At 69.8% G+C, this 24707-nt stretch carries 23 protein-coding genes; 11 read left to right on the top strand and 12 right to left on the bottom strand.

Translation table 11 applies throughout. The features are described from left to right. Window positions 1-169 precede the first annotated feature (169 nt). Window positions 170-1489, top strand: a complete 1320-nt coding sequence (locus ACVBD7_RS18130) for an NtaA/DmoA family FMN-dependent monooxygenase (protein WP_458094640.1) — start codon at window positions 170-172, stop codon at window positions 1487-1489. Window positions 1490-1530: 41 nt separating this feature from the next. Here the strand turns inward: ACVBD7_RS18130 and ACVBD7_RS18125 are convergent, their stop codons facing one another. Beyond that, on the bottom strand, window positions 1531-2403 hold the full coding sequence (locus ACVBD7_RS18125) for a manganese catalase family protein (RefSeq protein ID WP_458094639.1): 873 nt from the start codon (window positions 2401-2403) through the stop codon (window positions 1531-1533). Here ACVBD7_RS18125 and ACVBD7_RS18120 point away from each other — a divergent pair. Beyond that, the gene (locus tag ACVBD7_RS18120) at window positions 2402-2737 is read left to right on the top strand and encodes a hypothetical protein (protein ID WP_458094638.1); all 336 of its coding nucleotides are present in this window, start codon (window positions 2402-2404) and stop codon (window positions 2735-2737) included. The two genes, ACVBD7_RS18125 and ACVBD7_RS18120, sit on opposite strands and share 2 nt — an antisense overlap. 43 nt (window positions 2738-2780) lie before the next feature. On the opposite strand, the gene ACVBD7_RS18115 is transcribed toward ACVBD7_RS18120, so the two are convergent. After that, window positions 2781-3569 carry a DUF2243 domain-containing protein gene (locus ACVBD7_RS18115; RefSeq protein ID WP_458094637.1) on the bottom strand — a complete coding sequence of 263 codons (789 nt, stop codon included), beginning with the start codon at window positions 3567-3569 and terminating at the stop codon, window positions 2781-2783. A 217-nt stretch (window positions 3570-3786) separates the two neighbouring features. Here ACVBD7_RS18115 and ACVBD7_RS18110 point away from each other — a divergent pair, with 217 nt between their 5' ends. Next, complete coding sequence (locus ACVBD7_RS18110; RefSeq protein ID WP_458094636.1) at window positions 3787-3987, top strand: hypothetical protein; 201 nt, start codon at window positions 3787-3789, stop codon at window positions 3985-3987. Between the two features lie 24 nt (window positions 3988-4011). Further along, window positions 4012-5127, top strand: coding sequence for a patatin-like phospholipase family protein (locus tag ACVBD7_RS18105; RefSeq protein WP_458094635.1), 1116 nt, complete (start codon window positions 4012-4014; stop codon window positions 5125-5127). 6 nt (window positions 5128-5133) lie between these two features. On the opposite strand, the gene ACVBD7_RS18100 is transcribed toward ACVBD7_RS18105, so the two are convergent. Genes ACVBD7_RS18100 through ACVBD7_RS18090 form a run of 3 tightly spaced genes read right to left on the bottom strand, consistent with a single transcriptional unit; the run spans window position 5134 to window position 8260 of the window. Further along, window positions 5134-5796 (bottom strand): DUF2161 family putative PD-(D/E)XK-type phosphodiesterase, encoded by a 663-nt coding sequence (locus tag ACVBD7_RS18100; protein ID WP_458094634.1) that lies wholly within the window; start codon window positions 5794-5796, stop codon window positions 5134-5136. A 59-nt stretch (window positions 5797-5855) separates the two neighbouring features. Beyond that, the gene (locus tag ACVBD7_RS18095) at window positions 5856-7124 is read right to left on the bottom strand and encodes a hypothetical protein (protein WP_458094633.1); all 1269 of its coding nucleotides are present in this window, start codon (window positions 7122-7124) and stop codon (window positions 5856-5858) included. Then, window positions 7121-8260, bottom strand: coding sequence for a hypothetical protein (locus tag ACVBD7_RS18090; protein ID WP_458094632.1), 1140 nt, complete (start codon window positions 8258-8260; stop codon window positions 7121-7123). Before ACVBD7_RS18090 ends, ACVBD7_RS18095 begins: the two co-directional genes overlap by 4 nt. A 510-nt stretch (window positions 8261-8770) precedes the next feature. Here ACVBD7_RS18090 and ACVBD7_RS18085 point away from each other — a divergent pair. Beyond that, on the top strand, window positions 8771-9988 hold the full coding sequence (locus ACVBD7_RS18085; protein ID WP_458094631.1) for a family 1 glycosylhydrolase: 1218 nt from the start codon (window positions 8771-8773) through the stop codon (window positions 9986-9988). 387 nt (window positions 9989-10375) lie between these two features. Here ACVBD7_RS18085 and ACVBD7_RS18080 read toward each other — a convergent pair whose 3' ends face one another. Then, entirely contained in the window at window positions 10376-11767 is a 1392-nt protein-coding gene (locus tag ACVBD7_RS18080) for a glycosyltransferase (RefSeq protein ID WP_458094630.1), read from the bottom strand. Window positions 11768-11999: 232 nt separating this feature from the next. On the opposite strand from ACVBD7_RS18080, the gene ACVBD7_RS18075 reads away from it, so the two are divergent. Together ACVBD7_RS18075 and ACVBD7_RS18070 are read left to right on the top strand one after the other, a co-directional pair. Next, the gene (locus ACVBD7_RS18075; protein ID WP_458094629.1) at window positions 12000-12257 is read left to right on the top strand and encodes a hypothetical protein; all 258 of its coding nucleotides are present in this window, start codon (window positions 12000-12002) and stop codon (window positions 12255-12257) included. 340 nt (window positions 12258-12597) lie between these two features. Further along, entirely contained in the window at window positions 12598-14121 is a 1524-nt protein-coding gene (locus tag ACVBD7_RS18070; RefSeq protein WP_458094628.1) for an alkaline phosphatase D family protein, read from the top strand. A 4-nt stretch (window positions 14122-14125) separates the two neighbouring features. On the opposite strand, the gene ACVBD7_RS18065 is transcribed toward ACVBD7_RS18070, so the two are convergent. Then, window positions 14126-16015: an ABC transporter ATP-binding protein/permease gene (locus tag ACVBD7_RS18065; RefSeq protein ID WP_458094627.1), complete on the bottom strand. Its 1890-nt coding sequence runs from the start codon at window positions 16013-16015 to the stop codon at window positions 14126-14128. Window positions 16016-16328: 313 nt separating this feature from the next. On the opposite strand from ACVBD7_RS18065, the gene ACVBD7_RS18060 reads away from it, so the two are divergent. Beyond that, window positions 16329-16541 (top strand): hypothetical protein, encoded by a 213-nt coding sequence (locus tag ACVBD7_RS18060; protein WP_458094626.1) that lies wholly within the window; start codon window positions 16329-16331, stop codon window positions 16539-16541. Window positions 16542-16588: 47 nt separating this feature from the next. Here the strand turns inward: ACVBD7_RS18060 and ACVBD7_RS18055 are convergent, their stop codons facing one another. Further along, window positions 16589-17527, bottom strand: a complete 939-nt coding sequence (locus ACVBD7_RS18055; protein ID WP_458094625.1) for a LysR family transcriptional regulator — start codon at window positions 17525-17527, stop codon at window positions 16589-16591. 111 nt (window positions 17528-17638) lie between these two features. Here ACVBD7_RS18055 and ACVBD7_RS18050 point away from each other — a divergent pair, with 111 nt between their 5' ends. Together ACVBD7_RS18050 and ACVBD7_RS18045 are read left to right on the top strand one after the other, a co-directional pair. Beyond that, a complete protein-coding gene (locus ACVBD7_RS18050) occupies window positions 17639-18658 on the top strand; it encodes an amidohydrolase family protein (protein ID WP_458094624.1) in 1020 nt (339 codons plus the stop codon). Window positions 18659-18715: 57 nt separating this feature from the next. Then, the gene (locus ACVBD7_RS18045; protein WP_458094623.1) at window positions 18716-19687 is read left to right on the top strand and encodes a tripartite tricarboxylate transporter substrate binding protein; all 972 of its coding nucleotides are present in this window, start codon (window positions 18716-18718) and stop codon (window positions 19685-19687) included. A 3-nt stretch (window positions 19688-19690) separates the two neighbouring features. Here ACVBD7_RS18045 and ACVBD7_RS18040 read toward each other — a convergent pair whose 3' ends face one another. The 3 genes from ACVBD7_RS18040 to ACVBD7_RS18030 form a co-directional block, all read right to left on the bottom strand. Beyond that, window positions 19691-20035 carry an AtuA-related protein gene (locus ACVBD7_RS18040; protein ID WP_458094622.1) on the bottom strand — a complete coding sequence of 115 codons (345 nt, stop codon included), beginning with the start codon at window positions 20033-20035 and terminating at the stop codon, window positions 19691-19693. Then, window positions 20032-21411, bottom strand: coding sequence for an acyclic terpene utilization AtuA family protein (locus ACVBD7_RS18035; RefSeq protein ID WP_458094621.1), 1380 nt, complete (start codon window positions 21409-21411; stop codon window positions 20032-20034). The genes ACVBD7_RS18040 and ACVBD7_RS18035 overlap by 4 nt, the downstream gene beginning before the upstream one ends. Window positions 21412-21553: 142 nt before the next feature. Then, window positions 21554-22534 carry a Bug family tripartite tricarboxylate transporter substrate binding protein gene (locus tag ACVBD7_RS18030; protein ID WP_458094620.1) on the bottom strand — a complete coding sequence of 327 codons (981 nt, stop codon included), beginning with the start codon at window positions 22532-22534 and terminating at the stop codon, window positions 21554-21556. 107 nt (window positions 22535-22641) lie between these two features. Between ACVBD7_RS18030 and ACVBD7_RS18025 the strand changes: the two genes are divergently transcribed. Then, entirely contained in the window at window positions 22642-23577 is a 936-nt protein-coding gene (locus ACVBD7_RS18025; protein WP_458094619.1) for a LysR family transcriptional regulator, read from the top strand. 120 nt (window positions 23578-23697) lie between these two features. Here ACVBD7_RS18025 and ACVBD7_RS18020 read toward each other — a convergent pair whose 3' ends face one another. Next, window positions 23698-24684: a Bug family tripartite tricarboxylate transporter substrate binding protein gene (locus ACVBD7_RS18020; protein WP_458094618.1), complete on the bottom strand. Its 987-nt coding sequence runs from the start codon at window positions 24682-24684 to the stop codon at window positions 23698-23700. Between the last annotated feature and the right edge of the window lie 23 nt (window positions 24685-24707).

The following is a 24707-nucleotide window of genomic DNA, read 5'->3' as shown; positions in this document are numbered from 1 at the left end:
CTGAAACAGATGCTGGGGTCCGGGGAGCCTCAGGCTCCCCGGTGGTCGGTCCAGGGAGGCGACGCCTCCCTGGGGTGTCCGCGATGGCGGGGATGTTGCAAGGCCGCGCTGCCCGGGGAAGCCTGGGGGCCTCCCGCAGTGGCGGGGCATGCGCGATCGGAGACGAAAGATGACGGTGCGACCCTTCCATCTCGGCTGGTTCCTGCAGGGTTCCAGCGCGCAGGCCTGGGGCGAGCCCTGGACCGGCACGATCGGGCAGGATTGGATGCAGCCCGACCTGTTCGTCGACATGGCCCGCGCGCTGGAGCGCGCCTGCTTCGACTACATCCTGGTCGAGGATAGCTCCTATGTCGGCGAGGCCTATGGCGGCTCGCGCGAGATCTATCTGCGCAACGGGTTGTCCGTGCCGCGGCAGGACCCCTCCATCGTCTCGACATTGCTATTCGCGGCGACGAAGCGAATCGGTGTCGCCACGACGCTCGCCACCTTCACCCATCACCCGTATCTGCTCGCGCGCATTATCGCGACGCTGGACCAGGTCTCGGCCGGGCGCGCGGGATGGAACATGGTGACCGGCAGCAGCGACATGGCGGCGCGCAACTACGGCATGGATGGGCTGCCGGAGCACGACCTGCGCTACGACATGGCCGACGAGTACATGGCCTGCGTGAATGCGCTGTGGGACAGCTGGGAACCGGGTGCGCTGGTGGCGGATCGCGAGAGCGGCTTGCTGGTGGATCACACGAAGGTCCACACGGTGGATTTCAAAGGCAAGTGGTACTCCTCGCGCGGGCCGCTGAACTCGGGGCCCTGCATCCAGGGGCGGCCGGTGATCGCGCAGGCCGGCGGCTCGCCGCGCGGGCGGCAGTTCGCGGCGACGCATGGCGAGACGGTGGTGGCCAATCCGAAGGGTCTGGCCGCAATGAAAGCCTATCGCGACGACATCCGCGCGCGCGCCATGGCAACGGGACGTGACCCGGACAGCATCAAGGTGCTGTTTCTTATCAACCCGATCATCGGCGAAAGCGCGGAGCATGCAGAGATGCGGCGGCTGGAGCGCCTCGCGAATGCGGATCGCAAGATCGCGCAGCGGCTCGCGCATTTCAGCAAGGTGACGAATATCGACTTCGGCGGCATGGATCTCGACAAGCCGATCGACGAGACGCTGCACACAAACGGCCACCAGCAAAACCTGGAGACACTGAAGCGCATGGGGGCGGGCGGAAAGACGCTACGCCAGGCCTTCACCGAATACAGCGGCACCGGTCTTTCGGTTGATCTCTGCGGTACGGTGGATACGGTCGCCGGGCAGATGGCCGAGGTGATGCAGGAGGTCGGCGGAGACGGCTTCCTGTTCTCGATGGGCGATGTCAGCCGGCGTGTGGTGGCAGAGGTGGCGGACGGGCTTGTGCCGGCGCTGCAGGCGCGCGGGCTGGTGCGCAAGGCCTATGGCCACGCGACCTTCCGCGAGAACCTGGTGGAGTTCTGAAGGTAGCCGGGAGGTCCCGCGAGGGACCTCCCGTGTCGTCGTCAGGCGAGCGGGGCGGTGGGGCTGCCCATGGCGCCGGCCAGCGGGTCCGTCGTCGTCTGCTCGGCCTGGGCTCCACCGTCCGGGCGGGCCGGGGCGAGCTGCGGCATCTGGCCGAGCGGCTTGGAGATCATCGCCTCGAACTGGCCCTTGCCATCCACCGAGGGGCCTTCGGTCCAGCGGCCCTGCGGCGCGGTGCCGTCGGCGCTGTGCACGAAGTAGGCATAGGCGAACTCGTTCTTCTGCTGCGATTCCGGGAAGCTGTTCGGGATCGGCAGCTGCGCGGGCGCGCCGCCCAGTTCCTCGATCACGGCGAGCCACTGGTTCTGGTGCATGGTATCGCGCGCGATGAGGAAGGAGAGCATGTCCTTCATCCCTGCATCATCCGTCATGTTGTACAGGCGCACGGCCACGGCGCGCCCGGTCGCCTCGGCCGCGACGTTCGAGTACATGTCCGCGGCGATGTTGCCGCTGGCATAGACGTGGCTGGCGTTGAACGGCACGCCGTTCGAATCCTCAGGCGTCGCGCCCAGGCCGGTCGAGAGGATGTGGCGCAGGTTCATGCCGCCCAGCACGGCGCCTGCGATCGGGTCGGCCGCGGCCTGCTCCTGAAAGGAGAGCGGCGCGCCCTCAAGGTTCAGCGCGACGGCGGTGGCGAGCATCTCAATATGGCCGATCTCCTCTGTACCCGTGTTGAGCAGCATGTCCCGGTACTTCATCGGGCCGCGCGAGCCCCAGGACTGGAAGAGGTACTGCATCATCACGCGGATCTCGCCCTCCACGCCGCCAATCGCCTGCTGCAGGGCGCGGGCGAAGACGGGGTTCGGGGTATCGACGCGGACGGGATACTGAAGGCGCGGGTTGGCGAGAAACATGGTGTCTCCTGTGCTGTCGGCCGGCTTCTTGGCCCCGCGCGGTGTCTACGAGCGGGGCACGGAGAAACCGTCTAACCTGCGATGCACCACACGTTTGTTTGAGGGCTACGCCAAGCAGCTGCTGACCACAGGCAAGGTCGCGGTCGCCAGCATCATGGGCGACAGCGCGACGCTGCCGGCCATGCGCTCGAACGAGGAGGATACGGTGACGGCCTATGACCGCGCCTCCCGCCACGAGGTGGCGACAGCGGAGGCGTTGCCGATCTTTCAGCGCGCCCTAGCGGACGAGCTTCGCCACCGCGAGTGGATGTCCAGCACCGCAGCCAATGGCTGAGCGGCCCAGCACGGCAACGGCGCCGGGCCCTTTGGTGCGCGGATCAGACCGGCACGCGCGTCCAGCTCAGGCACCCGCCGGTGATGGCGAAGCGGCCGACAAGCAGCGCGCCGCGGCGATAAAGTTCCAGCACGGATCCCCCGTCGCGCAGGTCGACCGCCAGCATCCCGGCGGAGGGATCGGTCCAAGCGACGCGCCCGCCTGCCGCGATGGCGGCGGCGAAGGCCTCCTCCGGCCTGACATCGGCACGGAACAGCACGAGGGCCGTGGTCGCACCCGCCGGCGGAAGCGCCGCGGTCGGCGCGGCGGCCAGCACCAGCGCGGCCAGGGAGGCCGCCACGGCCACGCCGCCGTTGCCCCCGCTCGATGGCGGGGACGTGCGCCGCAGCAGCCACAACCCCGCGAGGAGTGGCGGCATTCCCGTCACCACCAGCCAGCCGATATCCCAGGTCAGCGGGTCCGGCACGTCCACGCGGATGCGGTGGATGCCGATGATCCAGTGGAACACCACGACGTCCACGATCTGCCAGACAGCAAAGCCGAGCAGCGCCGCACCCAGCAGCCATCCGCCCGCACCGAGTTCCCGCCTTGCGCGCCAGAGCAGCCAGAGGCCGGTCGCCGCGATAAGATAGACGGCGACATGGAACATGCCGTCCGCCAGGATCTGCGCGCGGATGTCGCGAAGCGCCTCGCCCGGCACGAGGGAGAGGAAGTGGTGCCATTGCAGCACCTGGTGCAGCAGGATGCCATCGAAGAAGCCGCCCAGCGCGAAGCCGAGCACGCCCCCCGAGAGCAGCAGGCGCCGCGTGGGATGATCGGGCTGCATCGTCATCCCCGCCTCGCCAGGGCGGGCCGGGCGCCCGGCAGTGATCTTGAGCTGGGCATGACGCCTCCGCAAAATGAGATTGCGCAGGCTCCCACGCGTCGGAACGACTGCGCGCTAACCTGCATTACCGCGCGCGCACTTCGCGCATGCTTGATTGTGTCCCGCACCAGAACCGTCGCTGCCATGCGGCGTTTTCGGGATGCATCCCAACGGGAGACGACGCATGACAACGGCGAAGAAGGCGAACGAGCATGCGGAGAAGACCGGGTCCGGCAAGGGCGGCACCAGCAACGAGGAAGGCCCGGGCGCCGGTGCCGGCCGCGCACCATCGCAGGAGGCTCGGCACGACAACCAGCGCGATATCCGCGGCACCGGTTTCGCCAAGGCGGATCGCGGTCGCCCCGGGCACAAGACAGGTGGCTGAGCGGTGCGGGCCGAAGGCTCGGGCATGACGGGACGCGATGGCCGGGGCCTGTCGCTCCTGCTCTCCGGCGGAATCGCGTTGGGGGCCTATGAGGCCGGGGTCTATGCGGCGCTCGCGGAAGCGGGCGGGCCGCTGCCCGACTGGCTGCTAGGCGCCTCGGCCGGCGCGATCAACGCCGCCATCATCGCGGGCAATCCGCCGGAGCAGCGCGTGGCGCAACTCCGGCGCTTCTGGGACTCCACCGCTCACGACCCCACGCCCTGGACCTCCTTCTGGCTTGGCCCGCCACCCGCATCGGGGGCGTGGCGCAGCCACTACAACCAGTTGGCCGCGCTGCAATCGCTCCTCCTCGGTCGCCCCGGGCTGTTCGCCCCGCGGCGGCCCGGCGCGGGCGAGGCGCCGGCACTGTTCGACCTGGAACCGCTGCGGCGCCGCCTGCCGGACTGCACGGATTTCGAGCGTATTAACCACCCTTCCGCCCCGCGCCTGACGGTCGTCGCCACCGATGTCGTGGCCGGGGAGCGCGTGGTGTTCGACACGGCGCACGGGGCGCGGATCGGGCCGGACCACGTGCTCGCCTCGAGCGCGCTGCTGCCGGTCTTCGCGCCGGTAGAGGTGGAGGGGCGGTTGCTGGCCGATGGCGGCTTCTCCTCCAACCTGCCGCTCGACCTCGTGCTCGACGAGCCAGAGAAGGGCGAGCGGCTCTGCATCCTTGTGGAGCTCTTCGCGCGTCGCGGCAGCGTGCCGCGCAGCCTTGGCGCCTCCATCGCCCGCGCAGGCGATCTCGGCTTCGGCAACCAGACGCGCCGCATCCTTGATGGCTGTGCGCGGGAGTTCCGGATGCGGGACGTCGTGCGACGCCTGGGCGAGCACCTACCCCCCGCGCTGCGCGAGGACTCGGAGGTCGCGCCCCTGCTGGCCGAGGGAGGGGAGCGGGCGCTGACCGTGCTGCTGCTCGGCTACCGCGCCGCGCTGGACGAGGCCGGCCCGGGAAAGGCCTTCGACTTTTCGGAGGCGACGGTTGCCGAGCGATGGCAGTCCGGGCTGGAGACGGCGCGGAAGGGGCTGGCGCTGCTGGGCGGGGCGGAGCCTGGTAGCCCCCTGGCGCCCGGGCTGGTGCTGCACGAGGTGGAGGGCTGATCGTCGTCAGCCCGGAGCGTTTTCCGCCGCCTGCCGCCCGGCCTCGCTGAGGCGGTACATCCCGCGTCCCTCCCGCTCGAACCAGCCATGGACGTTGCGCAGCAGGATGCGCCCCGCATCCGGCGCCAGCGCGGCCATGTCGCGCGGCCGCGCCGGCCCGGCGACCAGGACGCGGGCGCAGGCCAGGGCGCGCTGGCGGTAGGCGGTCATGATCGGCTGGCGGGTGGTGCCGCCGGGGCTGGGGTCGCCCTGGCGCAGGTCGTGCTCCCGCAGCAGCCGGCGCCTCCGGCCGGAATCCGGGCGGGGGCGGTAGGGGGCGGGCTCGGCGATCACCTCGACGCCCGCTCCGCCGGGACCGACGGCGAGGAGGCCGAAGCCGAGCAGGCGGCAGAGCTTCCTCACGCGCCGGTCCCGGTCCCGGCCGCGGCGGGAGGCGCGGACGGCAAGCCAGACCTCATCCGCGGCCGCCAGCCGGTCCACGCCCTGCAGCAGCAGCTCCAGCGTGAAGCCCAGCTTCATCTCGGTGATGACGAGGAAGGGTGGTTCGCCCGCGCGCACAGCCACGATGTCGCAGCCGCAAACCTCGCCCTTGGCGGCGTAGCCCAGGGATTCCAGATGCGCCTTTACGGCAGCGTAGAGCGAGGCCTCGGAGGGCAGGCCGCGGGCCATCAGGCTTGATGCCCCCTATCCGCCGCTGGCGGATAGGGGAGGACGCGGGAACGAATGGCTCAGCCGATCCCGCACAGGGCCTGGAACAGGCGCTGCTGCTCAGCCAGTTCGGTGGCCAGCGCGGCATCCACCGGCCGCTTGTCGCCCTCCTGCCGCAGCTCGAACAGGCCGTTCGGGCAGTAGCGGTCGTCGTCCCAACCGGGATGCGAGAGCACGGGGTAGAGGCAGATCCCTTCGATCGGCACGCCGGCCTCGATCGCGGCACGGATCTCCTCGCCGATATAGCGCAGCCAGGGCGCGCGCTCCTCGCCCTCAATGCTCGTCTCGGCCAGGAAGATCGGGCGGCGGTAGCGCTGGTACACGTCCTGCAGCAGCAGGCGCAGCGGGCGATGGCGCGGGTCGGAAGGCGTCAGCGCCTCGCGCTCGCCGCCATGCAGCCACTGGTTGTTCCAGTAGTAGTTCACGCCCACGATATCGAGGGTGTCGGAGGAGCCGCCGAGCTCGGGCGCGATGCGGCCGGCGATCATGTCCCAGGCGTGGTACTGGCCCTCGTTGCGGTCGGCGGCATCGGCCGGGTCCTGGTCTGGGCGGGCCACGATGTTGATCATCGGGTCAATCACCACGATGCGCGCGCCCGGCGCCGCTTCCCGCACAGCGCGGGCGCCGGCGATGGTGGCGCGGACGAGCTGGGTCTTCAGATCGTCGCTCCGGCCGCGATCGGTGAGGAAGGGATTCATCAGCCCGGCCTCTCCGCCTGCCCAGGAGAAGAAGGAGATCTCGTTCACCGGGCAGACCATCGGAGGCTCACCCATCTCCTCCAGATGGAGGCGGGCGAAGGCGCCGGAGAAGGCGGCGAAGCGTTCCACGAATTCGGGGGAGAACACGTCCAGGTCGTCCGGCCAGCCATAGTGGCACAGGTCCCAGGCCACCTGGGTGCCGGTCTTCTTCGCGGCGCGCAGGGCGGGCAAGACCGAGGACCAGTCGTACTGGCCGGGGGAGGTCTCCACCAGGTGCCAGCGGATGCCGTCCCGGGCTGCGCGCATGCCGTGCTCGGCGAGCTGACGGTAGTCCTCCTCCACCAGCTCGTCATGCCGGGTGCTCTTCAGCACATCCAGCCGCCGGCCGTCGCGGCGCCGATGGGTCGAGCACTCGAAGCCGCCCATGAAGAAGCTGCGGAACAGGCTCGGCCGGAAGCGCGCGCCCTCGCTGGGCGGCGCCTCCGCGACGCGGCTCGACAGCGGCGCGCCCGGCGCACCGGCCGGCCGCTCCTGTGTCTCGGTCATCGCGGCATCGGCCTCACCCGTGTCCGCAACAGCCGCATTCTTCATTCCGCTCGCTCCAAAGGGGACAGGGTCGCGCGGGGATCGCGTGCCCGCCGCTTCGCGCCGATCTCCAGCACCAGCCGGGCCGCAGCCTCGACGCCGCCGCCGCCAGTGACAAGGGACAGGGCGCGTGCCGTTGCTGCCTCGGTCCGCGCGGGATTGTCGAGGATGGTGCGGAAGGCGGCGGCCATGGTATCGGCCGCGATCGCCTCGGGCGGGAAGCTCGGGGCGGCGTCGTGCCGCGCCAGGGCCTCGGCCAGCAGCAGGGTTTCCGAGATGGGGCCGGGCGTCAGCACCATCGGCGTGCTCAGCGCTGCGGCCTCGTGCATGGTGCTCGTGCCCTCGCCGATCACGATATCGGCCGCCTTGATGTAGAGCAGCGCATCGGGCTGCGGCACGACGCCGCCCGTGATCACCCATTCCGGCAGGGCGTCGATGCCCAGGGCGCTCCGCAGCTCGCCCTCGTCCGGCACCGCGAGGAGATGCAGGCGGAGACCGGGGTGGGTGCTGTGGCGCAACTGCTCGGCCGCGCCGTAGAGGCCGCGCAGAACCTTCGTGCCGAACTCCCGCCCGAAGGGGAAGCTGCGCACGGCGTAGAGGATCATCGGATCGCCCGGCACGATGCCGAGGCGCTTCCGTGCTTCCGCCTTACCCGGGACAGCCTCGAGGTCGAGAAAGGGGCCGGTCTTGGTGATCTTGTCGGCGACGAGTGACATCTCGGCCGGCATGGTGACGAGCGGCGCGTAGGCCCAGATGATGGCATCCATCTGCGCCATGAACGGCCAGTCGCCGAACAGCTCGTCCCCGACCGGCGGGATGGGGATGGAGACCCAGGCCGCCTGCGGCACGCAGGCGCGCAGCGGCAGCAGGTATCGCGCGGTGTCGTCCACGATCACATCCGCATCGCCGAAGCAGGCGCGGGTGACGGCATCGCGGTTGGCGCGGCTGATCGGGGGCAGAAGGCGCGGGCGGTAGCCCATGCGCATCGTCATCTCGACGTTGAGCGGACGCAGCCGGCAGGTGTCGAGCACGAACTCGATCTCGACCGAGGGATCGATCCGGCGCAGCGCTTTGGCCAGGGTCGCTGTGCGGGAGACATGCCCGATGCCGCCTTCCACGCAAGGAAGCATGACAATCTTCACGTCAGCCCACCCTCGCCGGAGACGCCCCGTCTCGTGAGACCTGGCTCCATGCGCCCGGAATCCTTCCTTGCTGGTATCCGCCGGCGGGCAATGCCCCGGCGATGACATCGATGTCCAGAGGGTGCTGTCCCGGCCGGCCCGGACCTGTCGCCCATCTCCGCGCGGTTGTTCGGGACCACACCGGACATTCGGCATCATGCCTGCAAATCCGGGCATGATCGTGGCGGAAGCGCAGGGTTCCTGAGGGCATCAGCCCGTCTGGAATCGCGGGTTGCACAGAGCTTTCCGGCACGGCAATAACACAGTTGAATTTTCAGCGATGACGCAGAAGTTCCGAAACTTTGCCCCTGGAGACGGAAACAAAGGTGGGGAATCTGCGCTAGCAAATCTGACCTGCCACGAGCACCGGGCTACGATGCCCGGCGGAGAGCCTGACGGATGACGAGCCTGGAGATGTGGGGCGGTGTCGAATGCACTGTTCTTCGCGCCAGAGAGACATGGCGTGACCAGATGCGCGAAACCGGCCATCACGACCGCCCGGGGGACCTGGATCTCATCGCTTCTCTTGGGATTCGCAAGCTGCGCTACCCCGTGCTGTGGGAGCGCGTGGCGCCGAACAGCCTCGACGAGCTCGACTGGGAATGGTCCGACGCCCGGCTCGCGCAGCTACAGGCGCTGGGGATCGATCCGATCGTCGGCCTTGTGCATCACGGCTCGGGGCCGGTGTACCGAGACATGCTGGATCCCGGCTTCCCGGAGGCGTTGGCGGAATACGCCGCGCTCGTTGCCGCGCGCTATCCCTGGGTGCGCGACTGGACACCGGTGAACGAGCCGCTGACCACCGCGCGCTTCTCCGGCCTCTACGGCCACTGGTACCCGCACGGGACAGACGGCCGCACCTTCCTCACCGCGCTGATGAACGAGTGCCGCGGCGTTGCGCTGGCCATGCGGGCCATTCGCCGGGTACGGCCGGATGCGCGGCTGATCCAGACCGAGGATCTCGGCCGTGTTTTCTGCACCCCGCCGCTGCGCGACCAGGCAGCGCATGAGAACGAGCGGCGCTGGTTGAGCCTCGACCTTCTCTGCGGCCGCGTGAACAAGGATCATCCGTTCTACGGCATCATGCTGGCCGAAGGCGTGCCGCAGGCGGATCTGGACGCGATGGTGGCGGAGCCCTGCCCGCCGGATATCATCGGCATCAACCACTACGTCACCAGCGACCGCTTCCTGGACCATCGCACGGCGCTCTATCCGCCGGAGACGGTGGGCGATGCGGATTACGCGGATGTCGAAGCGGTGCGGGTGCCCTGGGTGCCGGGCGAGGACATCGGCCCGGAGCCGCGGCTGCGCGAGGCCTGGGAACGCTACGGGCTGCCCATCGCCGTCACCGAGGCACATCTCGGCTGCAAGGAGACGGAGGAATCCGTCCGTTGGCTGATGGAGATGTGGAACGCCGCCGGTCGCTTGCGGAAGGAGGGCGTGGATCTGCGCGCCGTGACGGTCTGGTCGATGTTCGGCGCGATGGACTGGTGCTCGCTGCTGCGCTGCCAGGACGGTGAGTACGAGCCAGGCGTGTTCGACGTGCGCCACACCCCACCGCGCCCGATGCCGGTAGCCGAGGCGGTGCGTGCGCTGGCGACAACTGGCCGCTACGACGACCCGGTGGCCGCGCTCCCGGGCTGGTGGCGGCGGGAGGATCGCTTCGTGGTTGAGTCCAAGGCGGCGTAAGCGATGTGGGGCCGCCTGCCCGCACTGGGGCAGGCGGCTCGCGATCTGCGACACCACGACCTAAATCCTGCTGGCACCGGCGATCAGTTTGCTACTGCTCGGCGTGATTCCGAGTCGTTTGGCCTGGACCGGACGTTGCGATCTTTGGCCTGCCCACTTCGGAGGGGCTGACACGCGATTACCTGCCCACGCTCGGCATCCGCGACATCTCTTTTGGGGACCAAGACATCGTGCTTGCCGTCCTATCCGGACGGTGTGCCGTGGGGACCGGCTACCGGTGACAGTGCTGATCCCCGCCGGCGACATCGCCCGGCTGCTGGCCGAACGCAGCCTGTTCGGGCCGGAAGCCTCGCCGCTGCACCTGCTGGTGCATGCGGCGAGCGGTGCTTAGGTGGGCTGCACCGGGCTGTGGGCGCTGAGCATGACGCCGGACATCGATTCTGCCGGGACCTGACCCACCGAGGACTGGCTGGACGAGGAGATGCCCACCATGGACTGGCTCACCGCGGTGGTGGTCTGGCCGATAGAGGGTTGGCTCACCGAACGCCCGATTGCAGGGCGCTGGACGCGGTGCGCGACGGAGGCCGTCGTGCCGCGCTGCTGCGCGGACATGGTGGCCGCCGGGATATCCCGGCTCGGCGCCGCGCGCGGTGCCTCGGCCGGGGCCGAATGGCGAGCGCCGTCGATCAGCGCGCGCATGGCAACCCAGGTCTTGTCCCAGGAGATGCGGGAGAGGTGCTGGTCCACCTTGGCCAGCCAGGGCTCGACAGGGCGGGCCATGACGCGCTCGATCGCGGCAACAGCCTCGTCCGCATCGCGCACGATCTCGACCAGTCCTTCCTCACCCCAGGGGCGCACCACGTCCTTGATGGCCGTGGACACTACCGGCACGCCGGCCGCCAGGTATTCGGGCGTCTTGGTCGGGCTGATATACCGTGTGGCTTCGTTCAGCGCGAAGTTCATGAGCCCCACGTCCCAGTGCGCGAGGTAGGAGGGGAGCTGCGCATAGGTGCGGCCGCCGATCCAATGGATGTTCGGGCGCTGCGGCAGATCCGCCGGGTCCAGCTTCACCACCGGGCCGATCATCACGAAAGACCAGTCGGGGCGGAGATCGGCGCAGGCCTCGAGCAGTTCGAGATCCATCCGCTCGTCCACCACGCCGAACCAGCCGATTCGGGGATGCGGCAGGGCGGCCAGCTCGGACGGCTCCTCGATGCCGGGCAGGCGCGCCTTGGCGTAGTGCTTCGCATCCACCGAGGAGGGGAAGCAGTGCACATCCGCATGCAGGCCCTGCTTCGCCTCATACAGCGACTGTCCGCCGGTGAAGACGAGGTCGGCGCGGCGCAGCAGGCGGCGCTCCTCGAGCAACAGCTGCGGCGAGGCGCCTTTGAAAGCAGCCAACTCGTCCATGCAGTCGTACACGGTCACCCTGGGCGTGAGGTGTCCGGCGAAGGACTGCGCCAGCGGCGTGTAGTACCACACGACGTCCGGCTGCCCCTCGTCGGCGAGCATCGCGTCGAGCATCGGGCGCTGCATACGTTCCACGCTGCCGGGAATTCCATCCCAGTAGGGCAGCACGGGCGTGACCACCTCGACACCCTCGGCCACCATGCGCCGCTGTAACCGCGGCAGATCATCGGCGGGCGGTTCGAAGCGAGGCTCCTCGAAGAAGACCACGCGCCAGTCGCGGACGGCGCGGGTGAGGAGGTGCTGCGGTCGCTGCAGGACAAGGTCCCAGCGCAGATGCGACAGGCAGAGGAGGAGGGGGCGGCCGCTCACGGCGTCGATTCGGGTCGTCACTTGCCTGAAGTGCTCCCTACACGCGTGCAGTGCAATAATGTTTGTTTCTTGTAGTCATGAACTGTTGGTGTGCAGAACGGCGCGAGCGTTTGCCCAACTGCTGACACGCTGTGGCGAGAATGAGGCATGTCCCTCTCCGCAATGACAGGGGCGCAATCCACATGCTCTGCGGAACGGCGCTTTCTTCTCTACGTAACGGGCGGAGGGCCGTGTGGATGCGTTCCTGTCAGTCGTGACAGAACACACGACCAGCGATACAGGCATCGTCGCTGATACTCACGACGGTGATAGCCGCACATGTCGCGAAGCCTTGCGCTCGGTTAAGGCATTCGATGACACAGTTGAAATCTACAACGGTAGAAAAGGTGAATCGACGAGCCCGGCGTCGACGCTGTCCAGCGTCCGCATGTCGGTGAGCAATGCTCGAGTGGTGGGTTGCATTCAGGCGTTTCGTCAATCGCAGCACTGAAGTGCTGTATCTCCTCATGTGTCGGCGATCCATCATGCGTACGAGAGACGGCTCAGAAACCAGTGCAGTCATCGATACTGTGCTGTGCGTGCTCGGTGGTCAGCGCGTCTCCTTTTTGACGCTGGTGTTGCGCGATACAACCATCGCGTGTCTTGATTGAACCTTTAGCAGAAAACTGACGCGACAGAGGGCTCTGATGCAAACATAGGTTACAGTCTGCTCACTCCTCGGCGCGTGTTATTGGTTTGATTGAGCGCGACCGGCCATGTCGGATGGAGGCACTGTTGACCGACCAGCAATCGCACGTTCCATCCGACAGCCCCTGCGAGATTGAGGCGTGATGCTGCTCCTGCCGCGCCGAGGCTTGCTACGTGCCGGCCTCGCCATGCCCGGGCTCGCGCTCCTCGGCCAGGTCCGTGCCCAGGGCGCCGACCCCTTCCTGCTCGGCTTGGCCTCGGGCGAGCCGGGACCGGATTCCGTGGTGCTCTGGACACGGCTGGCCCGACGGTGGCGCGACGGCGGCGGAATGCCGCCCGAGCCGGTGCCGGTGGATTGGGCGGTGGCGCGCGACGAGGGGATGCGTCAGGTCGTGCGCACGGGCCGGGCCATCGCCGTGCCGGAGGATGCGCACTCCGTCCATGTGGAACTCTCAGGGCTGGAGCCTGACCATCTCTACTGGTACCGCTTCACCGCGCTCGGCGCAGAGAGCTCGATAGGGCGCACGCGCACAGCGCCGCGGCCCGGGACGGTTCCGCCGCGGCTGCGCTTCGCCGTCGCCTCCTGCCAGCAATACGAGCAGGGCTTCTTCGGCGCCTATCGCCACATGCTGGCCGAGAACCCGGACCTCATCGTCTTCCTCGGCGACTACATCTACGAGGCGAGTTGGGGCCGCGATCTCGTCCGCAGCCACGAGGCGCCGAGCGCGCGCGACCTGGCCGGCTACCGCGACCGCTACGCGCTGTACAAGACCGATCCCGACCTGCAGGCGATGCACGCCGCCTGCCCCTGGCTCGTCACCTGGGACGATCACGAGGTGAGCAACGACTACGCGGACGACCGCGGCGAATACGAGAGGGAGGCGCCTTTTCTCGCGCGCCGCGCGGCCGCCTACAAGGCGTTCTGGGAGCACATGCCGCTGCCGCTCTCGGCACGGCCTTCCGGCGTCGCGGCCCGGATCTACCGCAGCGCCGGCTTCGGCGATCTCGCGCGCTTCCACATGCTGGATGACCGCCAGTATCGCGGCCACCAGCCCTGCCAGCCGCCGGGACGCGGCGGCGGCGGCTGGGTGACGCGGGAGGAATGCGCGGCGCTCGAGGATCCCGCGCGCAGCATGCTGGGCGCAGCGCAGGAGGCCTGGTTGCAGCAAGGCCTGCGGGATGGCCGCGCGCGCTGGACAATCCTCGCGCAGCAAACGCGAATGGCGCGGCTGGGCTCCGCACGCACCCCGCCCAGCTTCTGGACCGATGGCTGGGACGGCTACCCGGCCGCGCGGCGACGGCTGCTGGAAACGGTGGCGGAGAGCCGCGCATCCAACCCGCTGGTGATCGGCGGTGACATCCACGCGCATCTGGTGGCGGAGCTGCGACCCGATTTCGCGCGGCCGGAAACGCCCGCCGTGGCGGTGGAATTCACGGGCACCTCCATCACCAGCCAGGGCCGACGGATGCCTGCACACTTCCCGAACGACCCGCACATCGCCTACGCGAATGGCAGTTCGCGCGGCTACATCATGATGACGCTGACGCCCGAGGCGGCCACGGCCGAGTTGCGCGCGCTGGACGACCACCGCGACCGCGACACGGGCATGAGCACGCCGCGCCGCTACGTGGTGGAGGCTGGGCGGTCCGCCCTTCTGCCGGGCTAGCGGGTCAGCCCCGGCCCGGCCGCCCCCCGCGCAGGATGCGGGCGACACCGCGCCGGGCCGCACCCACGGCCGAACCGCCCGCGCGGCGCCGGCGCGGGCCGACCACGCGCTGGATGTTCGGCGAGGTGAGCCTGGCGCCATCGGGCGACCGCACGAGGGTGAGGGTGCGGTCGTGGAACAGGTCCAGCCCCGGTCGATGACCGATGGAGATGAGCGCGCTGCCCGCCAGCTCCTCCCCAAACAGGCCCATCATCGCGTCCTGGTTCGCCTCGTCGAGCGCGGCGGTGGCCTCGTCCATGAACACCCAACGCGGGCGGTGCAGAAGAAGGCGGGCGAAGGCGAGGCGTTGCTGCTCGCCGAGCGAGAGCATCCGGTCCCAGCGCGCCTCCTCATCCAGCCGCCCCGTGATATGCGCCAGCCCGCAGCGCTGGAGAGCCGCGATCACGGCGGCATCGGGGAACTTCTTGGGCGCTGCAGGGTAGGCGATGGCGCCGCGCAGCGTGCCCAGCGGCAGGTAGGGGCGCTGCGGCATGAACATCATGTGGTGGCGTGGCGGCACCCGGATGTCGCCCGATCCCCAGGGCCACACGCCGGAGATGGCGCGGAACAGGGTGGACTTGCCCGTGCCGCTCTCGCCGATGATCAGCACCTTCTCGCCGGCCTGGATCTCGGCATTGGCTTCGCCGACCAGCACGTTGCCGTCGGCCTGCGCGATCTGAAGGTTGTGGAAGGACAGCACCTCCCGGCCGTCGGGCAGCGGTCCCTCGGTCACGTTGATGCGGGACTCGGCCTTGTCCAGCATATCCGCGGTGTCGAGGCTGTCCTCCAGCGCCACCACGCGCTCCATATGCGAGCGCCAGTCGGCCAGGCGCGGGAAGTTGTCCACGAACCAGTTCAGCGCACGCGTCACCTCGCCGAAGGCCGAGCCAATCTGCATCAGCACGCCAAGGGTGATGGCGCCCGCGAAGTAGCGCGGGCTGGCGACGAGGATGGGGAACACGCCCGCGATCATCCCATAGGCGGAGGTGAGCCACATCAGCCGCCGCTCGGTCCGCATCAGGTCCTTCATGACCGTGACGACATGACCGAAGGAGCGGCGAAGCCCGCGCTCCTCATCCGCCTCGCCGCGGATCAGGGCCACGCCCTCGCTGCTCTCGCGGATGCGGATGAGGGCGAAACGGTGGTCGGACTCCGCCTCGTTGCGGCGGATGTTGATGTCCACCATCGGCCGGCCGATGAAATAGGTCAGCGTCGAGCCGATCACGGCGTAGATCAGCGCCGCGAAGACCATGTAGCCGGGGATCTCGAACTGGTTGCTGCCGAAGGCGACCTGCAACGGCCCGGACAGTGTCCAGAGGATGCCGACGAAGGAGATCAGCATCACGGCGGACTGAAACAGCCCCACCGCCATGTCCACGGCCATCGCCGTGGCCCAGCGCGTGTTCTCGCTGATCCGCTGGTCCGGGTTGTCCGCGCTGTCGGGCAGGAAGTTCATCTGGTAGTGGCGGCTGCCGGCCAGCCAGCGTCCCTGCAGGCGGAAGACCAGCCATTCGCGCCAGCGCAGCTGCAGCAGCTGGCGGACGTAGAGCTGGAAGACGGCGACCACCATGCTCGCCGCGGTCAGCAGCAGGAAGGTGCCCATCTGGCCGAAGAAGGCGCCACGGTCGCGCGCTTCGAGCGCGTTGAAGAAGTCGCGGTTCCAGAGATTGAAGCGCACCTGGATGCCGATCTGCACCAGGGTCAGCCCGATCACCCCGGCGGTGAGCATCCAGGCAGTGCGGCGCTCCTCCCCGGCATAGTAGCCGCGGGCCAGGCGCCAGAAGCGCCGGATGAACCCCTCCTGGCCGATGGCCTCCTCCTCGGGCGTGGCCTGGGTCTGCACCGACTCGTTCATCGGGCAGACAGGCCCGCGAAGGGCCGGGCAGGGCCCGACATGCCCCGTTCCCCGGGCAGCGCCGGGCGGCCAGGCTGGCCAAGGGGCGTGACGGTCATCGTTTGCTCAACTCTTTGGTTCAGGCCGGGAACGCGGGACGGGCTCTCCGGCTTCATAGGATGCTTCATAGGTTATACCGCCGCCAGCCCTGCCGGGCTGAGCGCCGCCTCCGGCCCGCATCTGGCGTCTAGGCCGGTCCCGGCCATGCCGCCATGCAACCGCCTCCCGGGCCGCCGCGCTCCTCTTGGGTCACCATCATGCGGCGGAGCTGAGCATGGCAGGGCAGAACAGCGACAATCCCGGCCACGACCCCGGGGACTCCGTGCCGCCGGGCGTCGCGCCCAGAGACCCGGCCCCGCTGACCGGGGAGGACCGGGCGGTGAAGCGCAAGCTGGAGGAGCTCGGGCACAAGGCGGGCCAGGAACCCGGCAAGGGCCAGCCCCAGGGCCGGACGGAGACGACGGGCCCGGAGGATCGGGAGGACTGAGCCGGCCTGTCGGCGCAGCGTCCCCTGGGGCCGCTGCCCGACAGGATTCAGCATGGGGCCTCGCCGCCTAGCGCCTCCCACCCCAGCCCGCCGGCCCGGATCCGCTCCTGCACGAGGGACCGCAGCGTCTCCCCCAGCGGAAGCGCCAGGGTCTCGGCCAAGCCGGGCCGGGTCAGCAGCGTCAGGGTGCGGGAGATGCGGGGCCGCACCACACGGCGCGCCGTGAGCCGGCCGGCCCTGATCTCATCAAGGAACAGGCCGTAGGGCACGAGGGTGGCGCAGCCGCCATGGGCTTTCATGACGGCGCGCTTCATGTCCACCGGCCCGATCTCCAGGCTAACCGAGAGCGCCACGCCCTCCGCACTCGCCAAGTGCTCGATCATGCGGCGCGTGGCGTGGGCGCGCCCTTCCAGCAGCAGGGGAATGCCGGGCAGGTCGGTGAAGGCGATGTCGTCGGGCGGTCCCAGCAGGGTGCGCGGGCCGACGAGGAACAGGTCCTCGGCATAGAGCGGCAGGGCGGTGCCGATCCCGGAGAGAGGATCGTAGCAGAGGGCGGCGTCCAGCCCTCCGGCCGCGACCTCGGCGCCCAGCTCGTCGCTCATGCCCTGTCGCAGCGTGAGCTGAAGGGGGGTAGGGCCCAGGGCGAGTAGACGCAGCAAGTCCGGCACCAGCGCCTGGCCGGGGGTGGGGCTGACGCCGAGGCGAAGGCTACGCGGGGCGGCGCCGCGGAAGCCCTCCATCGCGCGCTCGGCCGCCTCGGCTGCGGCCAGCACCGCCTGTGCGCGGGGCAGGAAGGCGGCACCGACGGGGGTGAGGCGGATGCCGCGCGCATGACGCTCGAACAGGGTCACGCCCAGATGCTCCTCCAGCCGCCGCACCTGCCCGCCCAGCGCGGGCTGCGAAAGGTGCAGTCGGGCGGCGGCGGCGGTGAAGGAGTGCGCGCCCGCCACGGCAAGGAAGCAGCGGATCTGGCGCAGGAGCATCATCGGGCATCCCGGGCGAGCGGTAAGCTTTCCTTATAGCACCGTGCCGCAATCTGTATTGGTCGGCACCCGTGCACGCGCGGATAAGTCCCGCAACACGGGAGGACGCCGCCGATGCGCTACATCGATGCCTTCAACCATTTCTTCCCCAAGGCCCTTTGGGACCGGATGCTGGCCTCGGAGGGCGCGGCGCGGGACATCGGCAGCCGGATGCGCGGCATTCCCGCCATCTACGACCTGGACGAGCGCTTCCGGGTGATGGACGGGTTCAGCCAGCACGACTACTCGCAGATCCTCTCGCTCGGCATGCCGCCGCTGGAGGCGCTGGGCACGCCCGAGCAGTCGCTGGAGCTGGCGCGGCTGGGCAATGACGGCATGGCCGAGCTGGTGCGCGACCATCCCGAGCGCTTCGCGGGCTTCGTCGCCTCCCTGCCGATGAACGGGCCCGATCTCGCGGTGCGCGAGGCCGAGCGCGCCTTCACGGAGCTGGGCGCGAACGGGCTGCAGATCCACAGCAACATCAACGGCGCCCCGCTCGACGAGGAGCGCTTCTTCCCGATCTTCGAGATGGCCGCGCGCCACGGCAAGCCGGTGCTGCTGCACCCCTCGCGCGGGTCGAACATGCCGGACTACGCGACGGAGGATAAGTCGCGCTACGAGATCTGGTGGACCTTCGGCTGGCCCTACGAGACGAGCGCGGCGATGGCGCGGCTGGTGTTCTCCGGCTTCATGGACCGGCTGCCCGAACTGAGGGTGATGGCGCACCATCTCGGCGCCATGGTGCCGTATTTCGAGGGGCGCGTCGGGCCGGGCTGGGACCAACTGGGCAAGCGCACCACGGATGAGGACCTGTCCGGAGTGCTGACGCGGCTGAAGCGCCGCCCGGCCGACTACTTCAAGGACTTCTACGCGGACACCGCCGTGTTCGGCTCCCGCCCCGCCACGGTTTGCGGGCTGGAGTACTACGGCGCGGATAAGGTGCTCTTCGCCTCGGACAGCCCCTTCGATCCCGAGCGCGGCCCCGGCTATATCCGCGACACCATCGCCATCCTCGAATCACTGGACCTCTCCCCCGAGGCACGGGACAAGATCAGCTTCCGCAACGCCCAGGCCCTGTTCGGCCTGACGCGCTGAGGCCAAGCGAACGGCCGCGCAAAGCGGCTGTCCCGGAACGGGACGGAGGAAACAGTCATGGTCACCCGCAGACAGCTCGCGGCCGCGGCCGCCGTCCTGCCCCTGGCCGCCGCACGCCCCACGCGCGCGCAGCGCGGGGTGGACGGGCCCGTGACGATGATCGTGCCCTTCACCCCGGGCACGGGGCACGACATCCTGGCGCGCCTGCTCTCGCCCTATCTCACCGGCAGGCTCGGTCAGCCCGTGGTGGTGGACAACCGCGCCGGCGCCAGCGGCAATATCGGCAGCCAGGCGGTGGCGCGTGCCGCACCCGACGGCCGGGTGCTGATGCTGCAGGGCGACGCCTTCGTCATCAACCCGAGCCTGTTCGGCCAAGTGCCCTACGATCCCGTGGGCAGCTTCTCCCCGATCGCGAAGCTGACCACGGCGGAGATGGCGCTCGCAGTGCAACCAGACTTCCCGGCGCGGGATGTGGCGGGCGTGGTGGAGTATATCCGCGCCCATAAGGGAGAGGTGGATTACGCCTCGCCGGGTATCGGCACGCCGCAGCACCTCTCCATGGCCCTCTTTGCGCTGACCGCGGGGGCGGAGCTGAACCATGTGCCCTACCGCGGCTCGGCGCCCGCGGTGCAGGACCTGATCGGCAAGCGCGTGGGCATGATGTTCCTGCCCGTGCACACCGCGATGCCGCTGGCCCAGGGCGGGCAGATCCGGATGCTGGCCGTGGGCGGCGCGCGCCGGGCAGAGGCGGCGCCGTACCTGCCCACCATCGCCGAGACCGGCCTGCCCATGCCGCCGGTGGCGCTGTGGTACGGCCTGCTCGGCCCGGCTGGGATGCCGCCGGAGCTGGTGGCGCGGCTGAACGCCGAGTGCAACGCCTGGCTGGCGGATCCGGCGACGGCTGTGGTGCTGAAGGCGCAGGGCATGACCGCGGCCGGCGGCACGCCTGGTGACTTCGCGCAGCTGATCGGCACGGACCTGCGCCGCTGGGCCGGGGTGATCCGCGAAGCGAAGATCACCGCGCAATAGGCGTCAGCCGGAGGACAGCGCCTCCGGCACGCGTAGCGTGAGCGACAGGAGGCGGAAGGACAGCGTCTTGCCGTGCCCGTCGAGGTTCAGCGCGCCGTTGACGCCGCCCTGCAGCACGTCATCCACCACGAAGTTGAAGCCATCGAGATTGGGCAGGTCGTAGCGCCGCACGCGGGTGGCACCGCGATGAGCGAAGAGCTCCATCACGCGCGCCTCTGTCACCTGCTCCGCGATCAGTGGCCAGATCTCGGGCCGGTAGGCGAAAAGGCCGAGATTCAGGCGGTTGCCCTTGTCGCCCGCGCGCGCATGGGCCAGGCGGTGCAGCGGCAGCTCCACGATCGCGCTCATGCGACGTCCCCCATTTCCAGCATCGTGACGCGCGGATGCACGCGGTCCCGCGGGACCATGAAGGAGAGGGTGCGGATGCGGTCCACCACCCGCGTGCGCGCGCCGCCGCCGCCAGCTGGGCCGCAGCAGAGCAGCGACAGCACCTCGCGCGCCGCGCGCTCCGCGGCGTCCTTCGTCTCGGTCGCGACCGATAGCCGCAGGCGGACATCGGCCGGATCGGTCACGAAATCCGCCTCGCCCAGCGCGCCGGCATCGCCGTCGAACACGCTGACGACGCCGATCAGGTCCACGCGCACCCGGCCCTCGATGCCCAGCATCGGCAGCCGGTCGCGCAGCGTGCGGCCGGCCAGCGCCGCGCGGGCGCGGGCATTCGGCCCGGCATAGGAGATCTCGCCCTCGCCCAGCCAGCCGCCGGGCAGGCTTACCGTCGCCTTCAAGCGTTCGGGGCGCGCCACGCCGCGGGCGCCGAGCACGCGCACGCGGTCCGGCCCCTCCTGCGCCAGCATCACGCCCGTCACGTCCAGCGTGACGTCCGGGGTGAGATAGGCGGCGGGATCGTGCAACTCGTACAAGAGCTGCTCCTTCACCGTGCGCAGATTAACTACCCCACCCGTGCCCGCGGGCTTGGTGATGGTGAAGCCGCCATCCGCGTCCATCTCGGCGATGGGGAAGCCGATCTCGTGCATCCCGGGCACGTCCTTGAAGCCGGGGTCGGCAAAGTAGCCGCCCGTGACCTGCGACCCGCATTCCAGCAGATGTCCGCAGGCCGTGCCGGCCGCGAGCCGATCCCAGTCACTCTCCCCCCAGCCGAAATGGGCGATCATCGGCCCGAGCGCCAGCGCCGGATCCGCCGCGCGGCCGGTGATCACCACCTGCGCACCGCCGCGCAATGCTTCCGCGATTGGGGCCGCGCCAAGATACACATTGGCCGCGATCACCTGCACCGGGTCGAGCACCGCGCCCTCGTCGCCCTCCCAGGGCTGCAGGTCGTCCAGCGCATCCGTGCCGCGCACGTCGTCGCCCTCCACCACCGCCACGCGCAGCGCGGGAAGGCCGAGGTCCGCCGCCAGCCGCAGCACCGCGCGCGCCGCACCACGCGGATTGGCCGCACCGCCATTGGTGACAATGGGAATGCCGTGCGCCGCGCAGCGCGCGAGGATAGGGCGCAACAAGGCCTCCAACGCCGGCTCGTAGCCGCCATCGGGGTTGGCGCGGCGGTCGCGCTGGGCCAGGGCCAGGGTGCGCTCGCCCAGCACCTCCAGCATCAGCGCGGCGGGGCCGCCGGCGGCGATGAGGGCATCCACCACGGGGCCGGGGGCGTCGGTGCGGTCGCCGGAGAAGCCGGAGCCGCAGCCGATGCGGAGCATTTGGTTCATGTCGGGCAAAAGGCCGGGGGGAGGTATCCCCCCGGGCCCCCTTCTATTTTTGTGGTGTTTGCTGGCGCGCCATCGTCACTGTCCGCGGCAGCCTTGAAGAAAAAGAGGGGGGTCTGGGGGAGTTCACTCCCCCAGCCTTCTCTCAATCCGCCCGAGCCCCTGAGACACGCACCACTTCCGCCCACTTTGCGATATCGCCCTGCAGAAAGGTCCGGAACTCCGCCGGCGGCATGCCCACAGGCTCCAGCCCCTGGTCCAGCAGCTGCGGCCGCAGATCCGGCGCCTCCAGCGCGCCCTTCAGCGCGGCGTAGATCGCGTCGCGGATCGCGTCCGGCGTGCGGGCGGGGGCGAAGAGGCCGTGCCAGGCGGAGACGTCGAAATCGGCGATGCCCTGCTCCATCGCGGTGGGCACGTCGGGCGTCCAGGGCAGGCGGCGCGCGGAGGTGGCGGCCAGGGCGCGCATCTTGCCCTCGCGCACGAAGGGCAGCACGGCGGTGACCTGATAGATCGTCATCGGCACATGCCCGGCTACCACATCCGTCAGGGCCTGGGCGGCGGCGCGATAGGGAACGTGCTCGAGCGGTGCGCCGGTACGCAGCTTCAGCAGCTCGCCCGCGAGATGGGAGGATGTGCCGTTGCCGGCGGAGGCATAGGTGACGGAGCGCTGTGACTTCGCCCAGGCAATGAACTCCGGCAGCGTGTGCGCGGGGACCTGCGGGTTGATCACCAGCAGGTTCGGCGCGTTGGTGACGAGCGAGATGGGCACGAAGTCCCGCAGAACGTCGTAGGGCATGCTCGGCATCAGCGAGACGTTCACGGAGTGGGACGCGATGGATCCCATGACGAGGTTGTAGCCGTCCGGCGCGGACTTCGCGATCGCGTCCGAGCCGACGATGCCGCCCGCACCGGGACGGTTCTCCACCACGATGGGCTGGCCGAGCGTCTGCGACATGCGGGGGGTGACGAGGCGGCTCATGATGTCGGTGGAGGTGCCGGCGCCGAAGGGCACGATCATGCGGATCGGCTTGTTGGGCCAGGCGCCCTGGGCGGCCGCGAAGCGCGAGAGGGCGGGTATGGCGAGGCCGCCGAGCAGCAGGCGACGGGGGAGTGCGGTGCGGGGCATGGGCGGTTTCCTCGTCTGCGCGTCGTCTGGCGCCGTTGCCGCGCATGCTGCACGCGGCCGGTCATCAGGCAATGGAAAGTTCTCGATGCGTCCAATAGTGTTTCGTTATGGATGTCAGCATTCGACAGGCGCGTGCCCTGGTGGCCGTGGTGAGGCTGGGCAGCTTCACCCGGGCTGCCCGGGCGCTGGGCGTGTCACAGCCCACCCTCACCGTGCAACTGCGCGGGCTGGAGGAGGCGCTGGGCCTTGTCCTGCTCGACCGCGGCGTGCGCGGCAGCCTGCCCACGGCCGAGGGGCTGCGACTGGCCGAGGCCTTCGGGCGGCTTGTGGGCGATTTCGACCTGCTGGTGGGCGAGGCGCGGGAGGTGGCGGGGCGGCGTGCGGGGTTGGTGCGTCTGGCAGCCTTGCCCTCCGTCGGGACCACGGTGCTGCCGGAGGCGTTGGCGCGGCTGGGGATATCGAGTCCCGGGATCCGGGTGCTGATCCGGGACGCGGTGGCGCACCGGATCGCGGCGCTGGTGAAGGCGGGGGAGGTGGAGCTGGCGATCGGCACCGATGTGGGGCCGGAGCCGGAGCTGCAGGCCGAGCCGCTGTTGCGGGACCGCATGGTGGCGGTGCTGCCCGCCGGCCACGCGCTCTGCGGCGCCGGGCCACTTTCCCTGGCGGCGCTGGCGGGCGAAGCCCTGATTCTGACCGACCCGCAGAGCAGCGTGCGGACGCTGGTGGACCGCGCCTTCGCGGCCCGCGGCCTCTCCGCCGTGCCGCGGTATGAGGTGACGTATATGAGCACGGCGATCGGGCTCGTGCGCGCCGGGCTGGGGGTGGCGGTGCTGCCCTCCTCGGCGGTGAGTGCCGATCTGGGGCCGGCGGTGCCGATCGATGCGCCGGAGCTGGAACGGGAGGTCCTGCTGATCCGCCGAGCCGGGCGGTCGCTCTCCCCCGCCGCGCAGGCGCTGGTGGAGGCGTTGCGGGCCGTGGTCGGGGGTACCCCGGGAGAGGGCACGCAAAAAGAAGGCGGTGCCCGAGGGCACCGCCGAGTTTAGGGAGGAAACGTCCAAGAAAACGGCGGGGCAGCGAGGCCGCCCGGCCGCCAAGGCGATGATTACACCCTTTTTGCTGCACTGCGAAGAGCGGTTTCGCCGTGGTGCCGAAGTTGGCATTGGCTAATTCAGCGTGATCCCGAACTCGCGGGTCAGGGCTGTCCAGCGGGCGACATCCTCGGCCACATAGGCGGCGAAGGCGGTCGGGCTCTCGCTAGGGGTCGCGCGCACGGCCTGGCGTCCGAGATTGGCGAGCACCTCCGGGTCCCGCAGGATGCCGGTGACATGGCGGTGCAGCGTCTCGACGATGCCGGCCGGGGTGCCGACCGGGGCGAAGAGGCCGTTCCACAGCGTCGTCACCAGATCGGGGAAGCCCGCCTCGACCGTGGTCGGCACATCCGGCAATTGCGGCATGCGCTGGCGGGAGACCACGGCCAGGGGCCGCAGCCGGCCCGCCTGGATGTGTGGGAAAGCGGCGGAGAGATTGAACTCCGTCAGTTGCGCGTCTCCGCGCAGCATCACTGGTACCATCTCCCCCGCGCCGCGCAGGGGCAGGTGGGTGAGGGTGATGCCGGCCCGCCGAGCGAAGGTCTCCAGGTCGATGTGCTGGTAGGAGCCGACGCCGGCCGAGGCATAGACCAGCGGCGCGGGGGCCGCCTTGGCCCGGGTGACGAAATCCGCCAGCGACGTTGCCGGGAAGTCCGTCGGGGACATGAAGAGCTGCGGCGCCTCGATCAGGTTGGTGATGGGGAGCAGCCCGCGCACGGGCACCAGCGCGCGGTCCGGCCCGGCCATGGCGGAGTTGATGCCATGGGTGGAGACGTTGTTGACGATCAGCACATGCCCGTCAGGCCGCTCGCGCATTACGTAGTCATTGGCGATCCAGCCATTTGCGCCCGGCCGGTTCTCCACCACCACATTCGCCCCGATGAGGCGGGAGAGCGGGTCGGCGATCACGCGCGCGATCAGGTCCGTGGTGCCGCCGGGCACGAGCGGCACCACCAGCCGCACCGGTCGCGAGGGCCAGGCCTGGGCGAGGGCAGGGCGGGAGAGGCCGGGCGCGAGGCCGGCAAGCGCGGCGGCGAGGACGCGTCGGGTGATGGCCGGCATAGGGGTTTCCTCCCTGGAAGGGT

This window comes from Roseomonas sp. WA12 (genome assembly GCF_054165765.1).
The sequence above is the reverse complement of the archived record's forward strand: the minus strand, read 5'-3'. Positions and strand labels throughout refer to the sequence as shown.